Source organism: Bacillus sp. LQ01 (assembly GCF_057624735.1).
On the sequence record NZ_JBYEZL010000002.1, the window covers coordinates 473,372 to 488,945 of the forward strand.

Genomic DNA, 15,574 nt, shown 5'->3' on the forward strand with positions numbered 1-15,574 from the left:
ATAGAAGCCCTCTATGTAAGAAATAGAGGGCTAATCATATATTTATTTAGAAAGCTGCTCGTGTATCTTTTGAACGAGGGAGCTCACATCATTTGTTTGAATATGTTTTATTTTTTTCCATTCGTTATCATACATAAATACAATTTGATTGTTGAAAAGCCGCTTTTGTTCTTTTAGATTAGAAATTTTTGCGAAAGAGTACTCTTCAAATATTGGATTCTTACTTACATCTGGCCCATAAAAGAATAGCCTTTTGTTCGTTAAAATTAGCATTCCTGGCCTTGCGACGGAACGATAAATAAATATGTCTAATGAACATGCTGCGTAAAATAATATCGTTTCGTCAGTCGCTAATATGTTTTTAGCTTTGCTAAGTAAGGTTGTCATTGTGATCGCTCCTTTATTTTATTAACAATAATTTAATTATAACAAAAAAAGTAATATTTAGAAATTTTTATAAATTATTCTTATAAGGAGATTCCGATTTATTAATAAATGCATACTATATGAAAAGGCTGTTAAGAATGAATAGTAGAATACTTATGATTAATAAGTAATTAATCCAATATAAATGATTATCTACATTGACAAACTTAAGAGAATTCTATTATATTTAGTCATATAATACATTAAATCAATGACGGAACAAGTACGTTACAGTCCATTTATAGAGAGAAGCTTCCATATGGCTGAAAGAAGCTTTAAATGAAGGGTAACAGAAAGCTAATCCTGAGAGCAGCTAATCACTGCCGTCTTGCCACGTTACGGCACCATGAGGTGATGAATTGATTGTTATTGTAATCAATTCATAATTAGGGTGGTATCGCGAGTTAACTCTCGTCCCTTTTATAGGGACGGGAGTTTTTTATATTTAAGGAGGAAAATACAATGAAACAACTAACAGGCGCACAAATTCGTCAAATGTTTTTAGACTTTTTCCAAGAAAAAGGACATGCAGTAGAACCTAGTGCATCACTAGTTCCGCATGAAGATCCATCTCTTCTATGGATTAATAGTGGTGTAGCTACATTAAAAAAATATTTTGATGGACGTGTAATCCCACAAAATCCACGTATTACAAATGCTCAAAAATCAATTCGTACAAACGATATTGAAAACGTAGGGAAAACAGCTCGTCACCATACATTCTTTGAAATGTTAGGAAATTTCTCAATTGGTGATTACTTCAAAGAAGAAGCAATTACATGGGCTTGGGAATTCTTAACGAGCGACAAATGGATCGGATTCGATAAAGAATTACTATCAGTTACAATCCATCCAGAAGATGAAGAAGCATTCACAATTTGGAATGAGAAAATGGGCGTTCCAAAAGAGCGTATTATTCGCTTAGAAGAAAACTTCTGGGATATTGGTGAAGGACCAAGTGGACCGAATACAGAGATTTTCTATGACCGCGGAGAAGCCTACGGTAATGACTTTAGTGACCCAGAATTATATCCAGGCGGAGAAAACGAGCGTTACTTAGAAGTATGGAACCTTGTATTCTCTCAATTTAACCATAATCCAGACGGTTCATATACACCACTTCCTAAGAAAAACATTGATACAGGGATGGGTCTAGAGCGTATGACATCTATCGTTCAAGATGTGCCTACAAACTTCGATACAGACCTATTCATGCCGATGATTGGTGCAACAGAAACAATTTCTGGTGAAAAATATCGTAATGGCGATTTAGAAAAAGATATGGCATTCAAAGTAATTGCTGACCATATCCGTACAGTAACATTCGCTGTTGGTGACGGTGCTCTTCCATCTAACGAAGGCCGTGGTTATGTATTACGTCGTTTATTACGCCGCGCTGTTCGTTATTCGAAGAAATTAAACATCAATCGTCCATTTATGTTTGAATTAGTACCGGTTGTTGGAGAAGTAATGAAAGACTTCTATCCAGAAGTACTTGAAAAGAAAGATTTCATTGCGAAAGTTGTGAAGAACGAAGAAGAGCGTTTCCACGAAACACTTCATGATGGTGAAGCAATTTTAGCTGAAGTAATTGCAAAAGCAAAAGAAGAAAAAACAACTGTTATTTCTGGAGTAGATGCGTTCCGTCTATATGACACATACGGTTTCCCAATTGAATTAACAGAAGAATATGCAGAAGAAGCTGGCATGACAGTTGATCATGAAGGCTTTGAAAATGAAATGGAAAAACAACGTGAGCGTGCACGTGCTGCTCGTCAAGACGTTGATTCTATGCAAGTTCAAGGTGGTGTCCTTGGAGAAATTAAAGTAGCGAGCGAATTCGTTGGTTACGGTACAGTTGCAACAGAAAGTAACGTTGTTGCACTTGTGAAAAATGGCGAATACACAGACAGCTTACAAGCTGGTGAAGAAGGACAGTTAATTCTTGATGTAACACCATTCTATGCTGAGAGCGGTGGACAAATTGCAGACCGTGGTTACCTTCTTGCTGATGGCGTGAAAGTTCTTGTAAAAGACGTACAAAAAGCACCAAACGGCCAAAACTTGCATAAAGTTGTTGTTGAAGAAGGAACATTAACGAAAGATGCGGCTGTAAAAGCTATTATCGATACGAAAAATCGTAGTAGCGTTGTAAAAAATCATACAGCAACTCATTTACTACACCAAGCATTAAAAGACGTACTTGGAACACACGTTAACCAAGCAGGTTCTCTTGTAACTTCTGAACGTCTACGCTTTGACTTCTCTCACTTCGGTCAAGTACAAGCTGACGAATTAGAAAAAATTGAGCGTATGGTAAACGAGAAAATTTGGGAAAGTATTGATGTTGAGATTTCTCAAAAAGCAATCGAAGAAGCGAAAGAAATGGGCGCAATGGCATTATTCGGTGAAAAGTACGGAGATGTTGTACGCGTTGTACAAGTTGGCGATTACAGCTTAGAGCTTTGTGGTGGTTGTCACGTTGAAAATACAGCTTCTATCGGTATTTTCAAAATCATTGCTGAGTCTGGTATCGGTGCAGGAACTCGTCGTATTGAAGCAGTAACTGGTAAGTCTGCATACGAATTAATGAACGATCAAGTAGGTTTATTAAAAGAAGCAGCAGGAAAAATGAAAACAAATCCGAAAGATATTTTAACAAGAGTTGATGGTCTATTTGCTGAAGTGAAACAACTGCAAAAAGAAAATGAATCTCTTGCTGCGAAATTAAGCAATATCGAAGCTGGAAACTTAACTGATTCTGTAATGACAGTTGATGGTGTGAATGTATTAGCAGCGAAAGTAAATGTTGCAGATATGAACAACTTACGTACGATGATGGATGACTTGAAAAATAAATTAGAGTCAGCAGTTGTTGTATTAGCGTCTGTTAATGACGATAAAGTAAACATCCTAGCAGGTGTAACGAAAGACTTAATTAGCCAAGGTTACCATGCTGGTAAACTTGTGAAAGAAGTAGCTTCTCGTTGCGGCGGTGGCGGTGGCGGCCGTCCTGATATGGCACAAGCAGGGGGTAAAAACCCAGCTCAAGTCGAAGAAGCTTTAGCATTTGTACAAGAGTACGTTAAATCTGTTTCAAAATAAAGAGATAGTAGTGTACAATGGTAGGGAGAGGAGAAGTTCTTCTCCCTATACTTACTATATAAGTGAGGTGCTTGAAATGGACGGTTTTGATAAAACAATGAAGTTTAGCATTCAAGATGAAAAACAGAGTGTCCATGTAAATGATGTACTTTTAACTGTGTATGATGCACTTCAAGAAAAAGGCTATAATCCGATTAACCAAATCGTCGGTTATTTATTAAGTGGAGACCCAGCATACATACCTCGCCATAAAGATGCACGTAGCATCATTCGCAAGCTTGAACGTGATGAGTTAATTGAAGAGCTTGTGAAGTCTTACTTGAAACATCATCGTGAGGAGTAGTTTATGCGGATATTAGGTTTAGATGTAGGTACAAAAACAGTCGGAGTTGCAATTAGCGACGAAATGGGCTGGACAGCACAAGGATTAGAAACAATTAAGATTAACGAAGAACGAGGTCACTTTGGTTTTGATCGTATTTCTGAGTTAGTAAAGCAGTACAATGTGGACAAGATAGTAGTAGGTTTACCTAAAAATATGAATGGTACAATTGGCCCGCGTGGTGAAGCGTGCCAACAATTTGCAGAAAACCTACGAGAGCTGTTACAATTAGACGTTGTAATGTGGGACGAGCGTTTGTCAACAATGGCAGCGGAACGTCTGCTCATTTCAGCCGATGTAAGCCGTAAGAAGCGAAAGCAAGTAATCGATAAGATGGCTGCAGTCGTAATCTTACAAGGATTTTTAGATAGAAAATAAGAGGTGACCAAAATGGAAGAACGTCAAATTACAATTGTAGACGAAAAAGGTAACGAACATTTATGTGAAATTATTTTCACTTTTGATGCTGACAAATTTGGTAAAAAATCATACGTAATCTTCTCTCCAATCGGTGAAGTAGATGAAGATGGAGACCCAATTTATGATGCAATGGCTTATGAGCAAAATGAAGAAGAGGGCGGAGTTTTACTTCCAATCGAATCTGAAGAAGAGTGGGAAATGGTACAAGAAACGTTTAACACTATTGCTGATGAGCAAGAAGCTGAATAATAAGTACTGAAAAGATGGACGATATACAGTCCATCTTTTTTTGTATTTATATGTAAAATGAAAGATTTTTTGTCGAAACTGTGTAAGTCTTTGTAGTATAATGAGACGGATTGTAGAAAAATAAAGTGTCAATTAAAAAAGATAAGTAAATTTTTAGCGTTTTTACATCGTGCTGTATAGAAAGGTGTACATACGGTCTACAATTAAGTAAGGAGGAAATGTTTTGATAGAGAATCAAGTGAAAAAGAAGCGTAGACGCATCTTTTTATTTTCGATTATTGCACTGCTTTTAGTTTGTGGTTCAGTCTATGCGTATATTTCATCCGCATTAGGACCAGTTGATAGCGGGAATAAAAAAGAGATTGAAGTAGAAATTCCGAAAGGATCATCTACAAGTAAAATTGGAGAAATTTTAGAAGAAAAAGGCGCTGTAAAAAACGGTACAGTTTTTAGTTTTTATACAAAGGCTAAATCGAAAAGTTTACAAGCAGGTACATATTTATTAAATCCTTCAATGAATGCTGAAGATGTGATTGAACAAATGTCATCTGGCAACGTGCATCGTCCAGCTCTTTATAAAGTGACGATTAAAGAAGGGGCGCAAGTAACTGAAATTGCAGAAACGATTGCGACAGAACTAAAGTGGAATAAAGATGATGTTACGCGTCAATTAAACGATAAAGCATTTATTCAAAAAATGCAGCAAAAGTATCCGAAGTTATTAACGGATAAAATCTTTGATAGCAATATTAAATACCCATTAGAAGGTTATTTATATCCTGCAACGTATTCGTTTTATAAGAAAGATACGACGTTAGAAGAAATTGTAATTCCAATGCTTGAGAAAACAAATGCAATCATTGTTCAAAATGAGGCGAAAATGAAAGCGAAGAATTGGGATGTTCATCAGCTTTTAACATTATCTTCACTTATTGAAGAAGAGGCAACTGGTTTTACAGATCGTCAAAAGATCTCTAGTGTCTTTTATAATCGTTTAGCAAAAGGTATGCCGCTTCAAACGGATCCAACGGTATTATATGCACTTGGAAAGCATAAACAACGTGTATTATACGAAGATTTAAAGGTCAACTCACCGTACAATACGTATGTTGTAAAAGGATTACCGGTAGGGCCGATCGCAAACTCTGGTAAACATTCAGTAGAAGCTGCGTTAGAACCTGCGCAAACAGATTATTATTATTTCTTAGCTGCACCAAGTGGTGAAGTGTACTATGCGAAAACATTAGAAGAGCATAATGCATTAAAGCAAAAATACATTACGAAAAAATAGTGAAATGGGGAGGGATAGCGAAAAAAGTCGCACATCCCTCTTTTTTGTGGTAAAATATATCGGGTTAAAAACTGGCAGAAGAATCGTTTTTAATATCAAAACGGGACGTACAAGCTAAGGATAAAGCTGGCTTGTATTTTTATTGCATTCTATGTGTGAAAAGACGTCATAGAGGCACTTCTCCATGTAAATAAGGAGGACCATTTATGGAGGATGCAGTTAACGAGTACCTATTATCATTTATTGATCCGAAAGATAAATTAATTCTTGAAATGGAAGAATATGCAACAGAAAATCATGTGCCGATTATGGATCGACTTGGAATGGAATTTATGCTGCAATTTTTACGTTTAATTGGACCGAAAAGCATTTTAGAACTTGGAACAGCAATCGGTTATTCTAGTATTCGTATGATGCAAGCTATTCCAAATTCACGTATTGTGACAGTTGAGCGCAATCGTGAGCGATATGAAAAAGCACTTGAATATATAGAACGTTCCCCAGTAACAGATCGTATTTCAGTTATTTACGGTGATGCGTTAGAGACAGGTGAACAAGTAAAAGAACACGGGACATTTGACGTTATTTTTATTGATGCAGCAAAAGGACAGTATCGTCGCTTTTTTGACTTATATGAACCGTTATTAAATCCTGGTGGCGTAATTATTTCAGATAATGTTATGTACCACGGTCTTGTAACGACAAAAGAGAAAATTGAAAACAGACGTACACGTGGTTTAATCCGTCGTATTAAGACGTACAATGAGTGGCTTATGAACCATGAAGGATATGATACAACGATTTTCCCAATTGGTGATGGAGTAGCTGTTAGTAAAAAGAGAGGGTGACCAAGGTATGAAGAAACCTGAATTGTTAGTAACGCCAAGAGCGGTGGCGGATATCGAACAACTTGCGAAAGCAGGAGCAGATGCGGTAATGATCGGTGAGCAAAAGTTTGGTTTACGTTTAGCAGGGGAGTTTTCACGTGAAGATGTAAAACAAGCTGTGAAGATTGCACATGAAAATGGTGTGAAAGTATACGTAGCCATGAACGCTATGTTCCACAACGATAAAGTAGAAGAATTAACAGATTACGTTTCATTTTTAAACGAAGTAAATGTAGATGCAATTGTTTTCGGAGATCCAGCGGTATTAATGGCTGTTCGTGAAGTAGCACCAAATATGCAGTTGCACTGGAATACAGAAACGACAGCAACAAACTGGTTCACTTGTAATTACTGGGGACAAAGAGGATCAAAGCGTGCTGTATTAGCTCGTGAGCTTAGCTTAGATGAAATTGTTGATTTAAAAGAAAATGCTGAAGTGGAACTGGAAGTACAAATTCACGGTATGACTTGTATGTTCCAATCGAAGCGTTCATTAGTAGGAAACTACTTTGAGTATCAAGGACGTAATCTTGACATTGAAAAGAAAAAATATGAAGAGAATATGTTCTTATATGACCCAGAGCGTAACAATAAATATCCAATTTATGAAGATGAAAATGGTACTCACATTATGAGTCCGAACGACATTTGTTTCATCGATGAATTAGAGGAACTAATCGATGCTGAAGTTGATAGCTTAAAAATCGACGGTGTACTAAAAAGCTCTGAATACATTATTGAAGTAACGAAGAAATATCGTCAAGCGATTGATTTATGCGTAGAAGATCGTGATGCATATTATGACGTGAAAGATGATCTATATAAAGAAATAGAAGAAATGCAACCAGTAAATCGTCCGTTAGATACAGGATTCTTCTTTAAAGAAACGGTTTACTAAACGAGGAGGGTGTAGGAAATGACTGTACAAGAAATTTCACGAGTGATCGATGGCAAACGTGTTATTGTGAAGAAACCTGAACTGTTAATCCCTGCGGGTAACTTAGAAAAATTAAAAGTAGCTATCCATTACGGGGCAGATGCTGTATATTTAGGTGGACAAGAATTTGGTCTTCGTTCGAATGCAGGTAACTTTACGCTAGAAGAAATGGCAGAAGGCGTTGAGTTTGCAAAGAAGTATGGAGCAAAAATATACGTAACAACAAATATCTTTGCACATAATGAAAATATGGACGGGCTAGAGGAATATTTAAAAGGGATTGAAAAAGCTGGCGTAACGGGAATTATCGTTGCTGATCCGCTTATCATTGAGACTTGTAAACGCGTAGCGCCTTCTGTTGAGGTGCATTTAAGCACACAGCAATCACTATCCAACTGGAAAGCAGCACAGTATTGGAAAGAAGAAGGTTTACATCGTCTTGTATTAGCTCGTGAAGCAAGCTATGAAGAAATGAAAGAAATTAAAGAAAAAGTGGATATTGAAATTGAAGCGTTCGTCCATGGTGCAATGTGTATCGCATATTCAGGAAGATGTACATTAAGTAACCATATGACAGCGCGTGATTCTAATCGTGGTGGTTGTTGCCAATCTTGCCGCTGGGATTATGATTTAGTTCAAACAGTATCACAACATAAAGATGCAAAAGAGCTTCCTCTATTCCAAGAAGGAGATGCTCACTTTGCGATGAGTCCAAAAGATTTAAATTTAATTTTATCAATTCCAAAAATGATTGAAATCGGAATCGATAGCTTAAAGGTAGAAGGACGTATGAAATCAATCCATTACGTAGCGACTGTAGCAACTGTATATCGTAAAGTAATTGATGCGTATTGTGCGGATCCAGACAACTTTGAGTTTAAACAAGAATGGTTAGATGAGCTTGATAAATGTGCAAATCGTGATACAGCTCCTGCATTCTTTGAAGGGGTTCCAGGACATCAAGAGCAAATGTTTGGAAATCATAGTAAGAAAACAACGTATGATTTTGCTGGTTTAGTGTTAGATTATAATGAAGAAACGGGCATCGTAACGATTGAGCAACGTAATCATTTCAAACCAGGACATGAAGTGGAGTTCTTTGGACCAGAAATAGAAAACTTTACGCAAACGGTGGAGAAAATTTGGGATGAGGATGGAAACGAATTAGATGCAGCGAGACATCCGTTGCAAATCGTGAAATTCAAAGTGGATCAACGAGTGTATGTGAATAATATGATGCGCAAAAGCATACTTCAATAAGAAAGAGTGATAGTCGAATGGGGACGAATAAGCCTGTTGTAATTGGAATTGCTGGTGGTTCGGGATCAGGTAAAACGAGTGTAACGAAAGCGATTTTTGACCATTTTAAAGGTCATTCTATTTTAATCTTAGAGCAAGATTATTATTACAAAGATCAAAGCCATTTACCAATGGAAGAGCGTTTAAAAACAAATTATGATCATCCGCTTGCGTTTGATAATGATCTGTTAATTGAACATTTGCAGCAGTTGCTTGCATATGAGCAAATTGATAAGCCTGTATATGACTATACATTGCATACGCGTTCAGAAGAAATTATTCCGGTTGAGCCGAAAGATGTAATTATTTTAGAAGGAATTCTTATTTTAGAAGACCCACGTCTTTGCGAGTTAATGGACATTAAATTATTCGTTGATACGGATGCTGACCTTCGTATTCTGCGCCGCATGCAACGTGATATTAAAGAGCGCGGTCGTACGATGGATTCAGTTATTGATCAGTACGTAAATGTTGTACGTCCAATGCACAATCAATTTATTGAGCCTTCTAAGAAATTTGCGGATATTATTATCCCTGAAGGTGGACAAAACCACGTTGCAATTGATATTATGGTGACAAAAATTGCAACAATTCTTGAACAAAAAGTAAATTTGTAATAGCATAGTAAAAGATATACGGTAGGAAGGGATTTTTTCCCTTCTTATCGAATACAATGAAACATGCAACCTCATCTATATATAGGTGAGGGCATATTTATATCAACTTTCCATACATATCTTCTTTATATAAAGAAGAATTGGAAATACGGGGTTGTATGTGACAACTCCGCTAGTGCAAGGGTACTAGAAACCTCCGCTAACAATGGAAGCGGAGGAGTTTTCATATGGAACTCCTCTTTTTTTCAGGGGATTGGTATATAAAAGGAGTGGAAAATATGTCAACAGAAAAAACATACCCTATGACGCAAGAGGGTAAGCAAAAACTAGAGAACGAACTTGAGCAATTAAAAACAGTAAGACGTAAAGAAGTAGTAGAACGTATTAAAATCGCACGTAGCTTCGGGGATCTTTCTGAGAACTCTGAGTACGATGCAGCGAAAGATGAGCAAGCGTTCGTAGAAGGACGTATTACACAATTAGAAAATATGATTCGTAACGCAGTTATCATTAAAGATACTGGCGAAGTATCTACTGTTGTTACATTAGGTAAAACAGTAACATTTAAAGAATTACCAAACGGAGATGAAGAAGCGTATACAATTGTAGGTAGCGCGGAAGCTGATCCATTCGAAGGAAGAATTTCTAACGATTCTCCAATCGCAAAAAGCTTATTAGGTAAGCAAATTGGTGAGAAAGTAACAATCCAAACACCAGGCGGAGAAATGCAAGTAGAGATTGTCTCTGTAAAATAAAAAAAGATTCTCCTATCGGGAGAATCTTTTTTTTCTGTAGAATGAAAAAAATTGTGTAAACCTTAGAGTGATTCGACAAAAAATGTCAAAAAAACACTTTAAGCTTTGATATCATAATTAGAGACCATAGGTTTTAAAAGGGAAAAGGGGCTAATTATGAAACATAAAATCTTTACAGGATTGGTTTGTAGTATCTCCATATTAGGACTTGCTGCATGCGGAACGAATGAAGAAACTACATCATCAAAGGGAGAAAAAGTGAAGCAAGAAGAAAAAAAGGATATTAAAGCAACTGAGAGTTCAAAAGCCTTAGAAAATCCACAAGATAAAAAGGAATTTAATGATTTTGATGTAGCGTATCAATTAGCAATTGTCATGAAAATATTTCAAGATGTAACGATTAAGTATGATTACGCAATTGGGAATCCAGATTATTTATTGCGAGATTCGATGGATCAAAAAACAATAGATGATATGAAGAATATGTTACAAGAACAGGCGAAGAATAATGATAAAATTTTAAAAGATGAAGTGAATCAAGCATATACATATTTAAAACAATCGAAAGTAAGTAATAAAGATGATATTCAAAAAATAATAGATGCACAAAATAATTATTTACATATTGTAGATAAGATGATTACTTGTATTGATTCTGTAACAGTTGAGAATGCAAAAGAAAAAAGAAATGAAATGGATAATCTTAGTAAGGATTATTTAAAAATAGCGGCTAATGTAACAACCACTGTAATTGAAGTTGCTAAAAACACTGGAGTGAATGAAACTGAATTTAGATCGCTTCTTATGAAATTTTTAGAGAAGCCAAAGAAACAATAATAGCCTTATATAATATCTGTTTTTGTTTTGGAGATTGTATAAATAAAATAGTACCTCGTCTAAACTACAATAGACGAGGTGTTTTTTATGAAAATAAAACGGAGAATTACAATTGTTTTAATTTGTTTTATGAGCGTTATGTTTGTATTGCTTTGTCGTTTAATCCAAATTCAAATTATAGATACAGAATCATTTACTGATCGCAAAATAAATTTAATTGAAAAAAGTGTTACGCAACGCACACAATCCATTACAGTAGACGATGGACGTGGGCAGTTTATAGATCGTAATGGTAAAAAAATAGGTGAGGAAAAATATCCTGTTTTAATTATTTTTCCATTTTTACAAATAAAAAATGACATGTTAGAGAAAATCGCGCATATCATTGGTGTGTCGAGACAAGAGATTAGAAGACAAATGAAAAATAATAAAAATGCATTTACACTACAAGGAGAAACTGCTCCATTTCGAGTGACACGAGAGCAGATGGAGAAGGTAAATGAATTACATGTATTAGGTATTGTAGCAGCTGAAGTGCGATTAAAACAAACTGGAGAGATAAATCATTTAATTGGTGATGTAGGGGAGAACGAAAGGGAGTTTCAAAAGCGATATGGAGAATTGAAAAGAATCTCAAAACAAACGCCGATAGGTATTTCAGGATTACAGCAATCATTTGATGAATTTCTATTGACTGATGGAGAGGCAAAAGTATTATATCAAGTAGATCGGCAAGGAGAACCAATTTTCGGAAAGCAAGCGAAATACACTTCACCAGGAAATCCATTTTATCCAGTTAGGATTCAAACTACTTTACATAAAGAGTTGCAGCAAAAAGCAGAAGAAGTGATTGAAGCGAACGAAATAAAGAAGGGGGGACTAGTATTACTTGATGTAAAGACAAATGAAATATTAGCGATGGCTAGTAAGCCGTCTTTACAAGTAAGGGATGAGAATTTATATAAAACTACACTTGAAAATCAAATGTTAACGCCACATTTTCCAGGCTCTGTTTTTAAAACAGTAGTTGCAGCTGCAGTCATTGATCAAAAAGTAAATTTGTTTAATCGGACATTTAACTGTAATAAAGATTTATATGGTGAAAACGACCCGCAAGTTAGGATGGGTACACTTAACTTTAAAGAGAGCTTTGCTAGGAGCTGTAACAGGACATTTTCCGAGTTAGGTAACGAGCTATTACAAAAGGATAAGACGGTGCTAGAAACATACGTAGCAGCTTTAGGAGCAAATGAAAAGGTTGGATGGAAAGGTTCTGTATTTCATACACCTCATTTTGAGCAAATGCCAGAAGAAAAGGGTACTACTATTTGGGGGAATGAAGAAAATAAAAATAGTAAAAAAGCGGTAGAACAAACAGCAATTGGACAGAAAGATGTACGTATATCACCTCTAGCAATTGCAAATATGATGGCGACGATTGCAAGGAATGGAGAAAAGATGGAAGTGAAAGCAGTTGAAAAAATAGTATATAAAAATGGAGCGGATTTTTTTACATTTGAGAGCCATACGTTAAATGGAAAACAGCTTTCGTATGAAACAGTGAAAACATTACAAGAGTTATTAAGAGGCGTTGTAACAAGGGAGAAAGGAACAGGAACGGCATTCCGTTCGTTGCCACTAAGTGTCGCTGGAAAATCCGGGACAGCGCAAACAGGGAAAGGGACGAGGGTGAATCGCTGGTTTGCAGGTTATTTTCCGTATGAGAATCCAAGATATGCTTTAGTTGTTGTTGATCTAGAGACTGATAGCAAAGTGAATAAAGTTACACCTATTTTTAAAGATATGGTAGGAGCAATCTATCAATTGGAGAATGAAAAGTAATCTTGCAATTTATAGTGAAATGTCTTCATTTCATGAAAATATCATTGTAAATGTTCAACCTTTCTAGATTTAATGTTACAATAGCAATTAGGAAAAACTGCATGGAGGTTTGGAGAATGGCAGGAGGATCAAGATTCCAACAGAAACAACAAAAACGTCGTCAAAACGGTGTTTTAAATATTGCAATCGCTATTGTATTACTATTAGTAGCTATTGTAGCATATCAATTGTTCGTTCCTAGTACGAAAGAGCAAGCATCTTCTACTGATAAGAAAGTCTCTCAACAAACAACAAAGAATGAGAAAGCTGGAAAATCAGAAGATAAAGAATCTGCTAAGAAAAAAGAAAAAGAACAAGAGCAAGCAGAAGCTAAGAAAAAAGCTGAAGAAGAGAAGCTAAAGGCTGAAGAAGAACAGAAAAAAGCTGAAGAAGAAGCGAAAGCTAACGAGAAAGTATCAGCTGAGAAAACTGTATCTAAGGCAAAAGAGGCGTATACAAAACCTTCTTGGAAAGCTGTAGGAACAGAACAAGGTTCATCACCAGCGATGACGTTTAAACAGGGTTCATCAGATTGGAATGAGATGCAAAGTGCAATTGCTGCAGGTGTTGAAGTACCGAAAGAGCAATTAGTATTCCATTTTGTTGGAAGAGACAAAACTGGAAAGAGCAAAGCTTATGGTGATGTTCAAGATAAGCAAAGTGGGAAAAGATATTATGTAAATATTGATTGGGTAGACAATGAGGGCTGGAAACCAGTACTTGTTCAAACTCTAAACTAAAAAAGAGAGGCTCCTTAGGAGCTTCTCTTTTTTGTTAACGCAATTTCTTTAATTTAAAATGAACAACCGTGCTATAATACGGTCTTTTGCTTTCAGGATCCATAACCATTTGATGTGAGATGTGATGAACTTCAAGCATAAGTGCTTTATTATTATCAATTTGTTCACTAATTTTTCGTTCTAAAGAAGCTAAGTCTCCCGCTTCAAAAAACTCTACTTTATCTTCTAACATTTCAAAGGTAAATGACATGAAGACGGCCCCTCTCCTATGTAATCAACTATAGTGTAACAAAGAAAAGAAGGAAATACCATGTACATTTCAATTGACATTTTTAGAAAGAGGGAATATCATACTGATAAAACCGATAAGAAAAAGGGGAATTTTTATGGGTACAGAATTTAATGGTTTATTTGATGAGTGGGCTCATACGTACGACTCATTTGTACAAGGCGAAGATATACAATATAAAGAAGTTTTCGCCCATTATGAGGACATTCTAGAGGATGTAGTTAACAAGTCATTTGGTAATGTATTAGAATTTGGTGTCGGTACAGGTAATTTAACAAATAAATTATTACTTGCTGGCCGCACAGTTTACGGTATAGAACCGTCGCGTGAAATGCGCATGATTGCAAAAGAGAAATTGCCAAAAGAATTTTCAATTACAGACGGTGATTTTCTTTCGTTTGAAGTTCCAAATTCAATTGATACCATTGTAAGCACCTATGCATTTCATCATTTAACAGATGATGAAAAAAATGTAGCGATTGCGAAGTATAGTCAATTGCTAAACAAAGGTGGTAAAATAGTGTTTGCTGATACGATATTTGCAGATCAAGATGCATATGATAAAACTGTTGAAACAGCAAAACAAAGAGGTTTCCACCAGTTAGCAAACGATTTGCAAACGGAATACTATACACGTATTCCAGTTATGCAGACTATTTTTGAAAACAATGGCTTCCATGTAACGTTCACGAGATTAAATCATTTCGTTTGGGTAATGGAGGCAACTAAGCAATAGAAAGAGGGATTAGATTGAGAATTGCTGTAATTGGAGCAATGGAAGAAGAAGTACGTATTTTACGTGACAAATTAGAACAAGCAGAGACAGAAACGGTTGCAGGTTGTGAATTTACGAAAGGGCTATTAGCAGGGCATGAAGTAATCTTGTTAAAGTCTGGTATTGGTAAAGTAAACGCAGCGATGTCAACGACAATTTTATTAGAAAAATATAAGCCTGAAAAAGTAATTAATACTGGTTCAGCTGGTGGATTCCATCATTCTCTAAACGTTGGTGATGTAGTTATTTCCACTGAAGTTCGTCACCATGACGTAGATGTAACAGCATTTAACTATGAATATGGTCAAGTACCAGGAATGCCGCCTGGATTTAAAGCTGATGAGGCGTTAGTTGCATTAGCTGAGAAATGTATGCAGGCTGAAGAAAATATTCAAGTTGTAAAAGGTATGATTGCAACAGGTGATTCATTTATGAGTGATCCGAACCGCGTTGCAGCCATCCGTGATAAATTTGAAAATCTTTATGCGGTAGAAATGGAAGCAGCAGCTGTTGCACAAGTATGCCACCAATATGAAATTCCGTTTGTTATCATTCGCGCACTTTCTGATATTGCTGGTAAAGAATCAAATGTTTCATTTGATCAGTTTTTAGATCAAGCAGCTCTTCATTCTACAAACTTTATCGTAAAAGTGTTAGAAGAGTTAAAGTAATGTAACAAAAAGG

17 protein-coding genes and 1 other annotated feature are annotated in these 15,574 nt (G+C 36.0%); of the genes, 15 read left to right on the plus strand and 2 right to left on the minus strand.

Annotation, left to right across the window (positions count from 1 at the left end):
- Positions 1 to 42: 42 nt before the first annotated feature.
- The gene (locus tag AC22L0_RS14790; RefSeq protein WP_000209584.1) at positions 43 to 387 is read right to left on the minus strand and encodes a PH domain-containing protein; all 345 of its coding nucleotides are present in this window, start codon (positions 385 to 387) and stop codon (positions 43 to 45) included.
- Between the two features lie 241 nt (positions 388 to 628).
- Positions 629 to 848: a binding site (T-box leader), on the plus strand.
- 40 nt (positions 849 to 888) lie between these two features.
- Here AC22L0_RS14790 and alaS point away from each other — a divergent pair.
- From alaS to AC22L0_RS14855, 13 genes are all read left to right on the plus strand, one after another.
- Positions 889 to 3,531: an alanine--tRNA ligase gene (gene alaS / locus AC22L0_RS14795; protein WP_487272301.1), complete on the plus strand. Its 2,643-nt coding sequence runs from the start codon at positions 889 to 891 to the stop codon at positions 3,529 to 3,531.
- Between the two features lie 76 nt (positions 3,532 to 3,607).
- Positions 3,608 to 3,874: an IreB family regulatory phosphoprotein gene (locus tag AC22L0_RS14800; RefSeq protein ID WP_000348590.1), complete on the plus strand. Its 267-nt coding sequence runs from the start codon at positions 3,608 to 3,610 to the stop codon at positions 3,872 to 3,874.
- Positions 3,875 to 3,877: 3 nt separating this feature from the next.
- A complete protein-coding gene (gene ruvX, locus AC22L0_RS14805) occupies positions 3,878 to 4,291 on the plus strand; it encodes a Holliday junction resolvase RuvX (RefSeq protein ID WP_001221192.1) in 414 nt (137 codons plus the stop codon).
- A gap of 12 nt (positions 4,292 to 4,303) precedes the next feature.
- Positions 4,304 to 4,582, plus strand: coding sequence for a DUF1292 domain-containing protein (locus tag AC22L0_RS14810; RefSeq protein ID WP_000392730.1), 279 nt, complete (start codon positions 4,304 to 4,306; stop codon positions 4,580 to 4,582).
- A 223-nt stretch (positions 4,583 to 4,805) separates the two neighbouring features.
- Positions 4,806 to 5,873 (plus strand): endolytic transglycosylase MltG, encoded by a 1,068-nt coding sequence (gene mltG, locus AC22L0_RS14815; RefSeq protein ID WP_000572137.1) that lies wholly within the window; start codon positions 4,806 to 4,808, stop codon positions 5,871 to 5,873.
- A gap of 206 nt (positions 5,874 to 6,079) precedes the next feature.
- Positions 6,080 to 6,721 (plus strand): O-methyltransferase, encoded by a 642-nt coding sequence (locus AC22L0_RS14820; RefSeq protein ID WP_000389102.1) that lies wholly within the window; start codon positions 6,080 to 6,082, stop codon positions 6,719 to 6,721.
- A gap of 7 nt (positions 6,722 to 6,728) precedes the next feature.
- On the plus strand, positions 6,729 to 7,658 hold the full coding sequence (locus AC22L0_RS14825) for a peptidase U32 family protein (RefSeq protein ID WP_000742807.1): 930 nt from the start codon (positions 6,729 to 6,731) through the stop codon (positions 7,656 to 7,658).
- A gap of 18 nt (positions 7,659 to 7,676) precedes the next feature.
- Positions 7,677 to 8,957 carry a peptidase U32 family protein gene (locus tag AC22L0_RS14830; protein ID WP_000217974.1) on the plus strand — a complete coding sequence of 427 codons (1,281 nt, stop codon included), beginning with the start codon at positions 7,677 to 7,679 and terminating at the stop codon, positions 8,955 to 8,957.
- Positions 8,958 to 8,974: 17 nt separating this feature from the next.
- A complete protein-coding gene (gene udk, locus AC22L0_RS14835; protein WP_000537078.1) occupies positions 8,975 to 9,613 on the plus strand; it encodes a uridine kinase in 639 nt (212 codons plus the stop codon).
- A gap of 278 nt (positions 9,614 to 9,891) precedes the next feature.
- Entirely contained in the window at positions 9,892 to 10,368 is a 477-nt protein-coding gene (gene greA, locus AC22L0_RS14840; RefSeq protein WP_000102591.1) for a transcription elongation factor GreA, read from the plus strand.
- 156 nt (positions 10,369 to 10,524) lie between these two features.
- Positions 10,525 to 11,205: a hypothetical protein gene (locus AC22L0_RS14845; RefSeq protein WP_000680878.1), complete on the plus strand. Its 681-nt coding sequence runs from the start codon at positions 10,525 to 10,527 to the stop codon at positions 11,203 to 11,205.
- A gap of 87 nt (positions 11,206 to 11,292) precedes the next feature.
- A complete protein-coding gene (locus AC22L0_RS14850; protein WP_000695155.1) occupies positions 11,293 to 13,047 on the plus strand; it encodes a peptidoglycan D,D-transpeptidase FtsI family protein in 1,755 nt (584 codons plus the stop codon).
- A 116-nt stretch (positions 13,048 to 13,163) separates the two neighbouring features.
- Positions 13,164 to 13,826, plus strand: a complete 663-nt coding sequence (locus AC22L0_RS14855) for a YrrS family protein (protein WP_000897099.1) — start codon at positions 13,164 to 13,166, stop codon at positions 13,824 to 13,826.
- 34 nt (positions 13,827 to 13,860) lie between these two features.
- Here AC22L0_RS14855 and AC22L0_RS14860 read toward each other — a convergent pair whose 3' ends face one another.
- On the minus strand, positions 13,861 to 14,076 hold the full coding sequence (locus AC22L0_RS14860) for a YrzA family protein (RefSeq protein ID WP_097864788.1): 216 nt from the start codon (positions 14,074 to 14,076) through the stop codon (positions 13,861 to 13,863).
- Positions 14,077 to 14,212: 136 nt separating this feature from the next.
- On the opposite strand from AC22L0_RS14860, the gene AC22L0_RS14865 reads away from it, so the two are divergent.
- Both AC22L0_RS14865 and mtnN read left to right on the plus strand, forming a co-directional pair.
- A complete protein-coding gene (locus tag AC22L0_RS14865; protein WP_000536315.1) occupies positions 14,213 to 14,851 on the plus strand; it encodes a class I SAM-dependent methyltransferase in 639 nt (212 codons plus the stop codon).
- Positions 14,852 to 14,865: 14 nt separating this feature from the next.
- Positions 14,866 to 15,561 carry a 5'-methylthioadenosine/S-adenosylhomocysteine nucleosidase gene (gene mtnN / locus AC22L0_RS14870; protein ID WP_001217024.1) on the plus strand — a complete coding sequence of 232 codons (696 nt, stop codon included), beginning with the start codon at positions 14,866 to 14,868 and terminating at the stop codon, positions 15,559 to 15,561.
- Positions 15,562 to 15,574: the final 13 nt, after the last annotated feature.

Excerpts from the sequence above, each read along its gene's own strand:
- AC22L0_RS14790 (WP_000209584.1), bottom strand. The coding sequence starts at position 387 with ATGACAACCTTACTTAGCAAAGCTAAAAACATATTAGCGACTGACGAA.
- alaS (WP_487272301.1), top strand. The coding sequence starts at position 889 with ATGAAACAACTAACAGGCGCACAAATTCGTCAAATGTTTTTAGACTTT.
- AC22L0_RS14800 (WP_000348590.1), top strand. The coding sequence starts at position 3,608 with ATGGACGGTTTTGATAAAACAATGAAGTTTAGCATTCAAGATGAAAAA.
- ruvX (WP_001221192.1), top strand. The coding sequence starts at position 3,878 with ATGCGGATATTAGGTTTAGATGTAGGTACAAAAACAGTCGGAGTTGCA.
- AC22L0_RS14810 (WP_000392730.1), top strand. The coding sequence starts at position 4,304 with ATGGAAGAACGTCAAATTACAATTGTAGACGAAAAAGGTAACGAACAT.
- AC22L0_RS14820 (WP_000389102.1), top strand. The coding sequence starts at position 6,080 with ATGGAGGATGCAGTTAACGAGTACCTATTATCATTTATTGATCCGAAA.
- AC22L0_RS14825 (WP_000742807.1), top strand. The coding sequence starts at position 6,729 with ATGAAGAAACCTGAATTGTTAGTAACGCCAAGAGCGGTGGCGGATATC.
- AC22L0_RS14830 (WP_000217974.1), top strand. The coding sequence starts at position 7,677 with ATGACTGTACAAGAAATTTCACGAGTGATCGATGGCAAACGTGTTATT.
- udk (WP_000537078.1), top strand. The coding sequence starts at position 8,975 with ATGGGGACGAATAAGCCTGTTGTAATTGGAATTGCTGGTGGTTCGGGA.
- greA (WP_000102591.1), top strand. The coding sequence starts at position 9,892 with ATGTCAACAGAAAAAACATACCCTATGACGCAAGAGGGTAAGCAAAAA.
- AC22L0_RS14845 (WP_000680878.1), top strand. The coding sequence starts at position 10,525 with ATGAAACATAAAATCTTTACAGGATTGGTTTGTAGTATCTCCATATTA.
- AC22L0_RS14850 (WP_000695155.1), top strand. The coding sequence starts at position 11,293 with ATGAAAATAAAACGGAGAATTACAATTGTTTTAATTTGTTTTATGAGC.
- AC22L0_RS14855 (WP_000897099.1), top strand. The coding sequence starts at position 13,164 with ATGGCAGGAGGATCAAGATTCCAACAGAAACAACAAAAACGTCGTCAA.
- AC22L0_RS14860 (WP_097864788.1), bottom strand. The coding sequence starts at position 14,076 with ATGTCATTTACCTTTGAAATGTTAGAAGATAAAGTAGAGTTTTTTGAA.
- AC22L0_RS14865 (WP_000536315.1), top strand. The coding sequence starts at position 14,213 with ATGGGTACAGAATTTAATGGTTTATTTGATGAGTGGGCTCATACGTAC.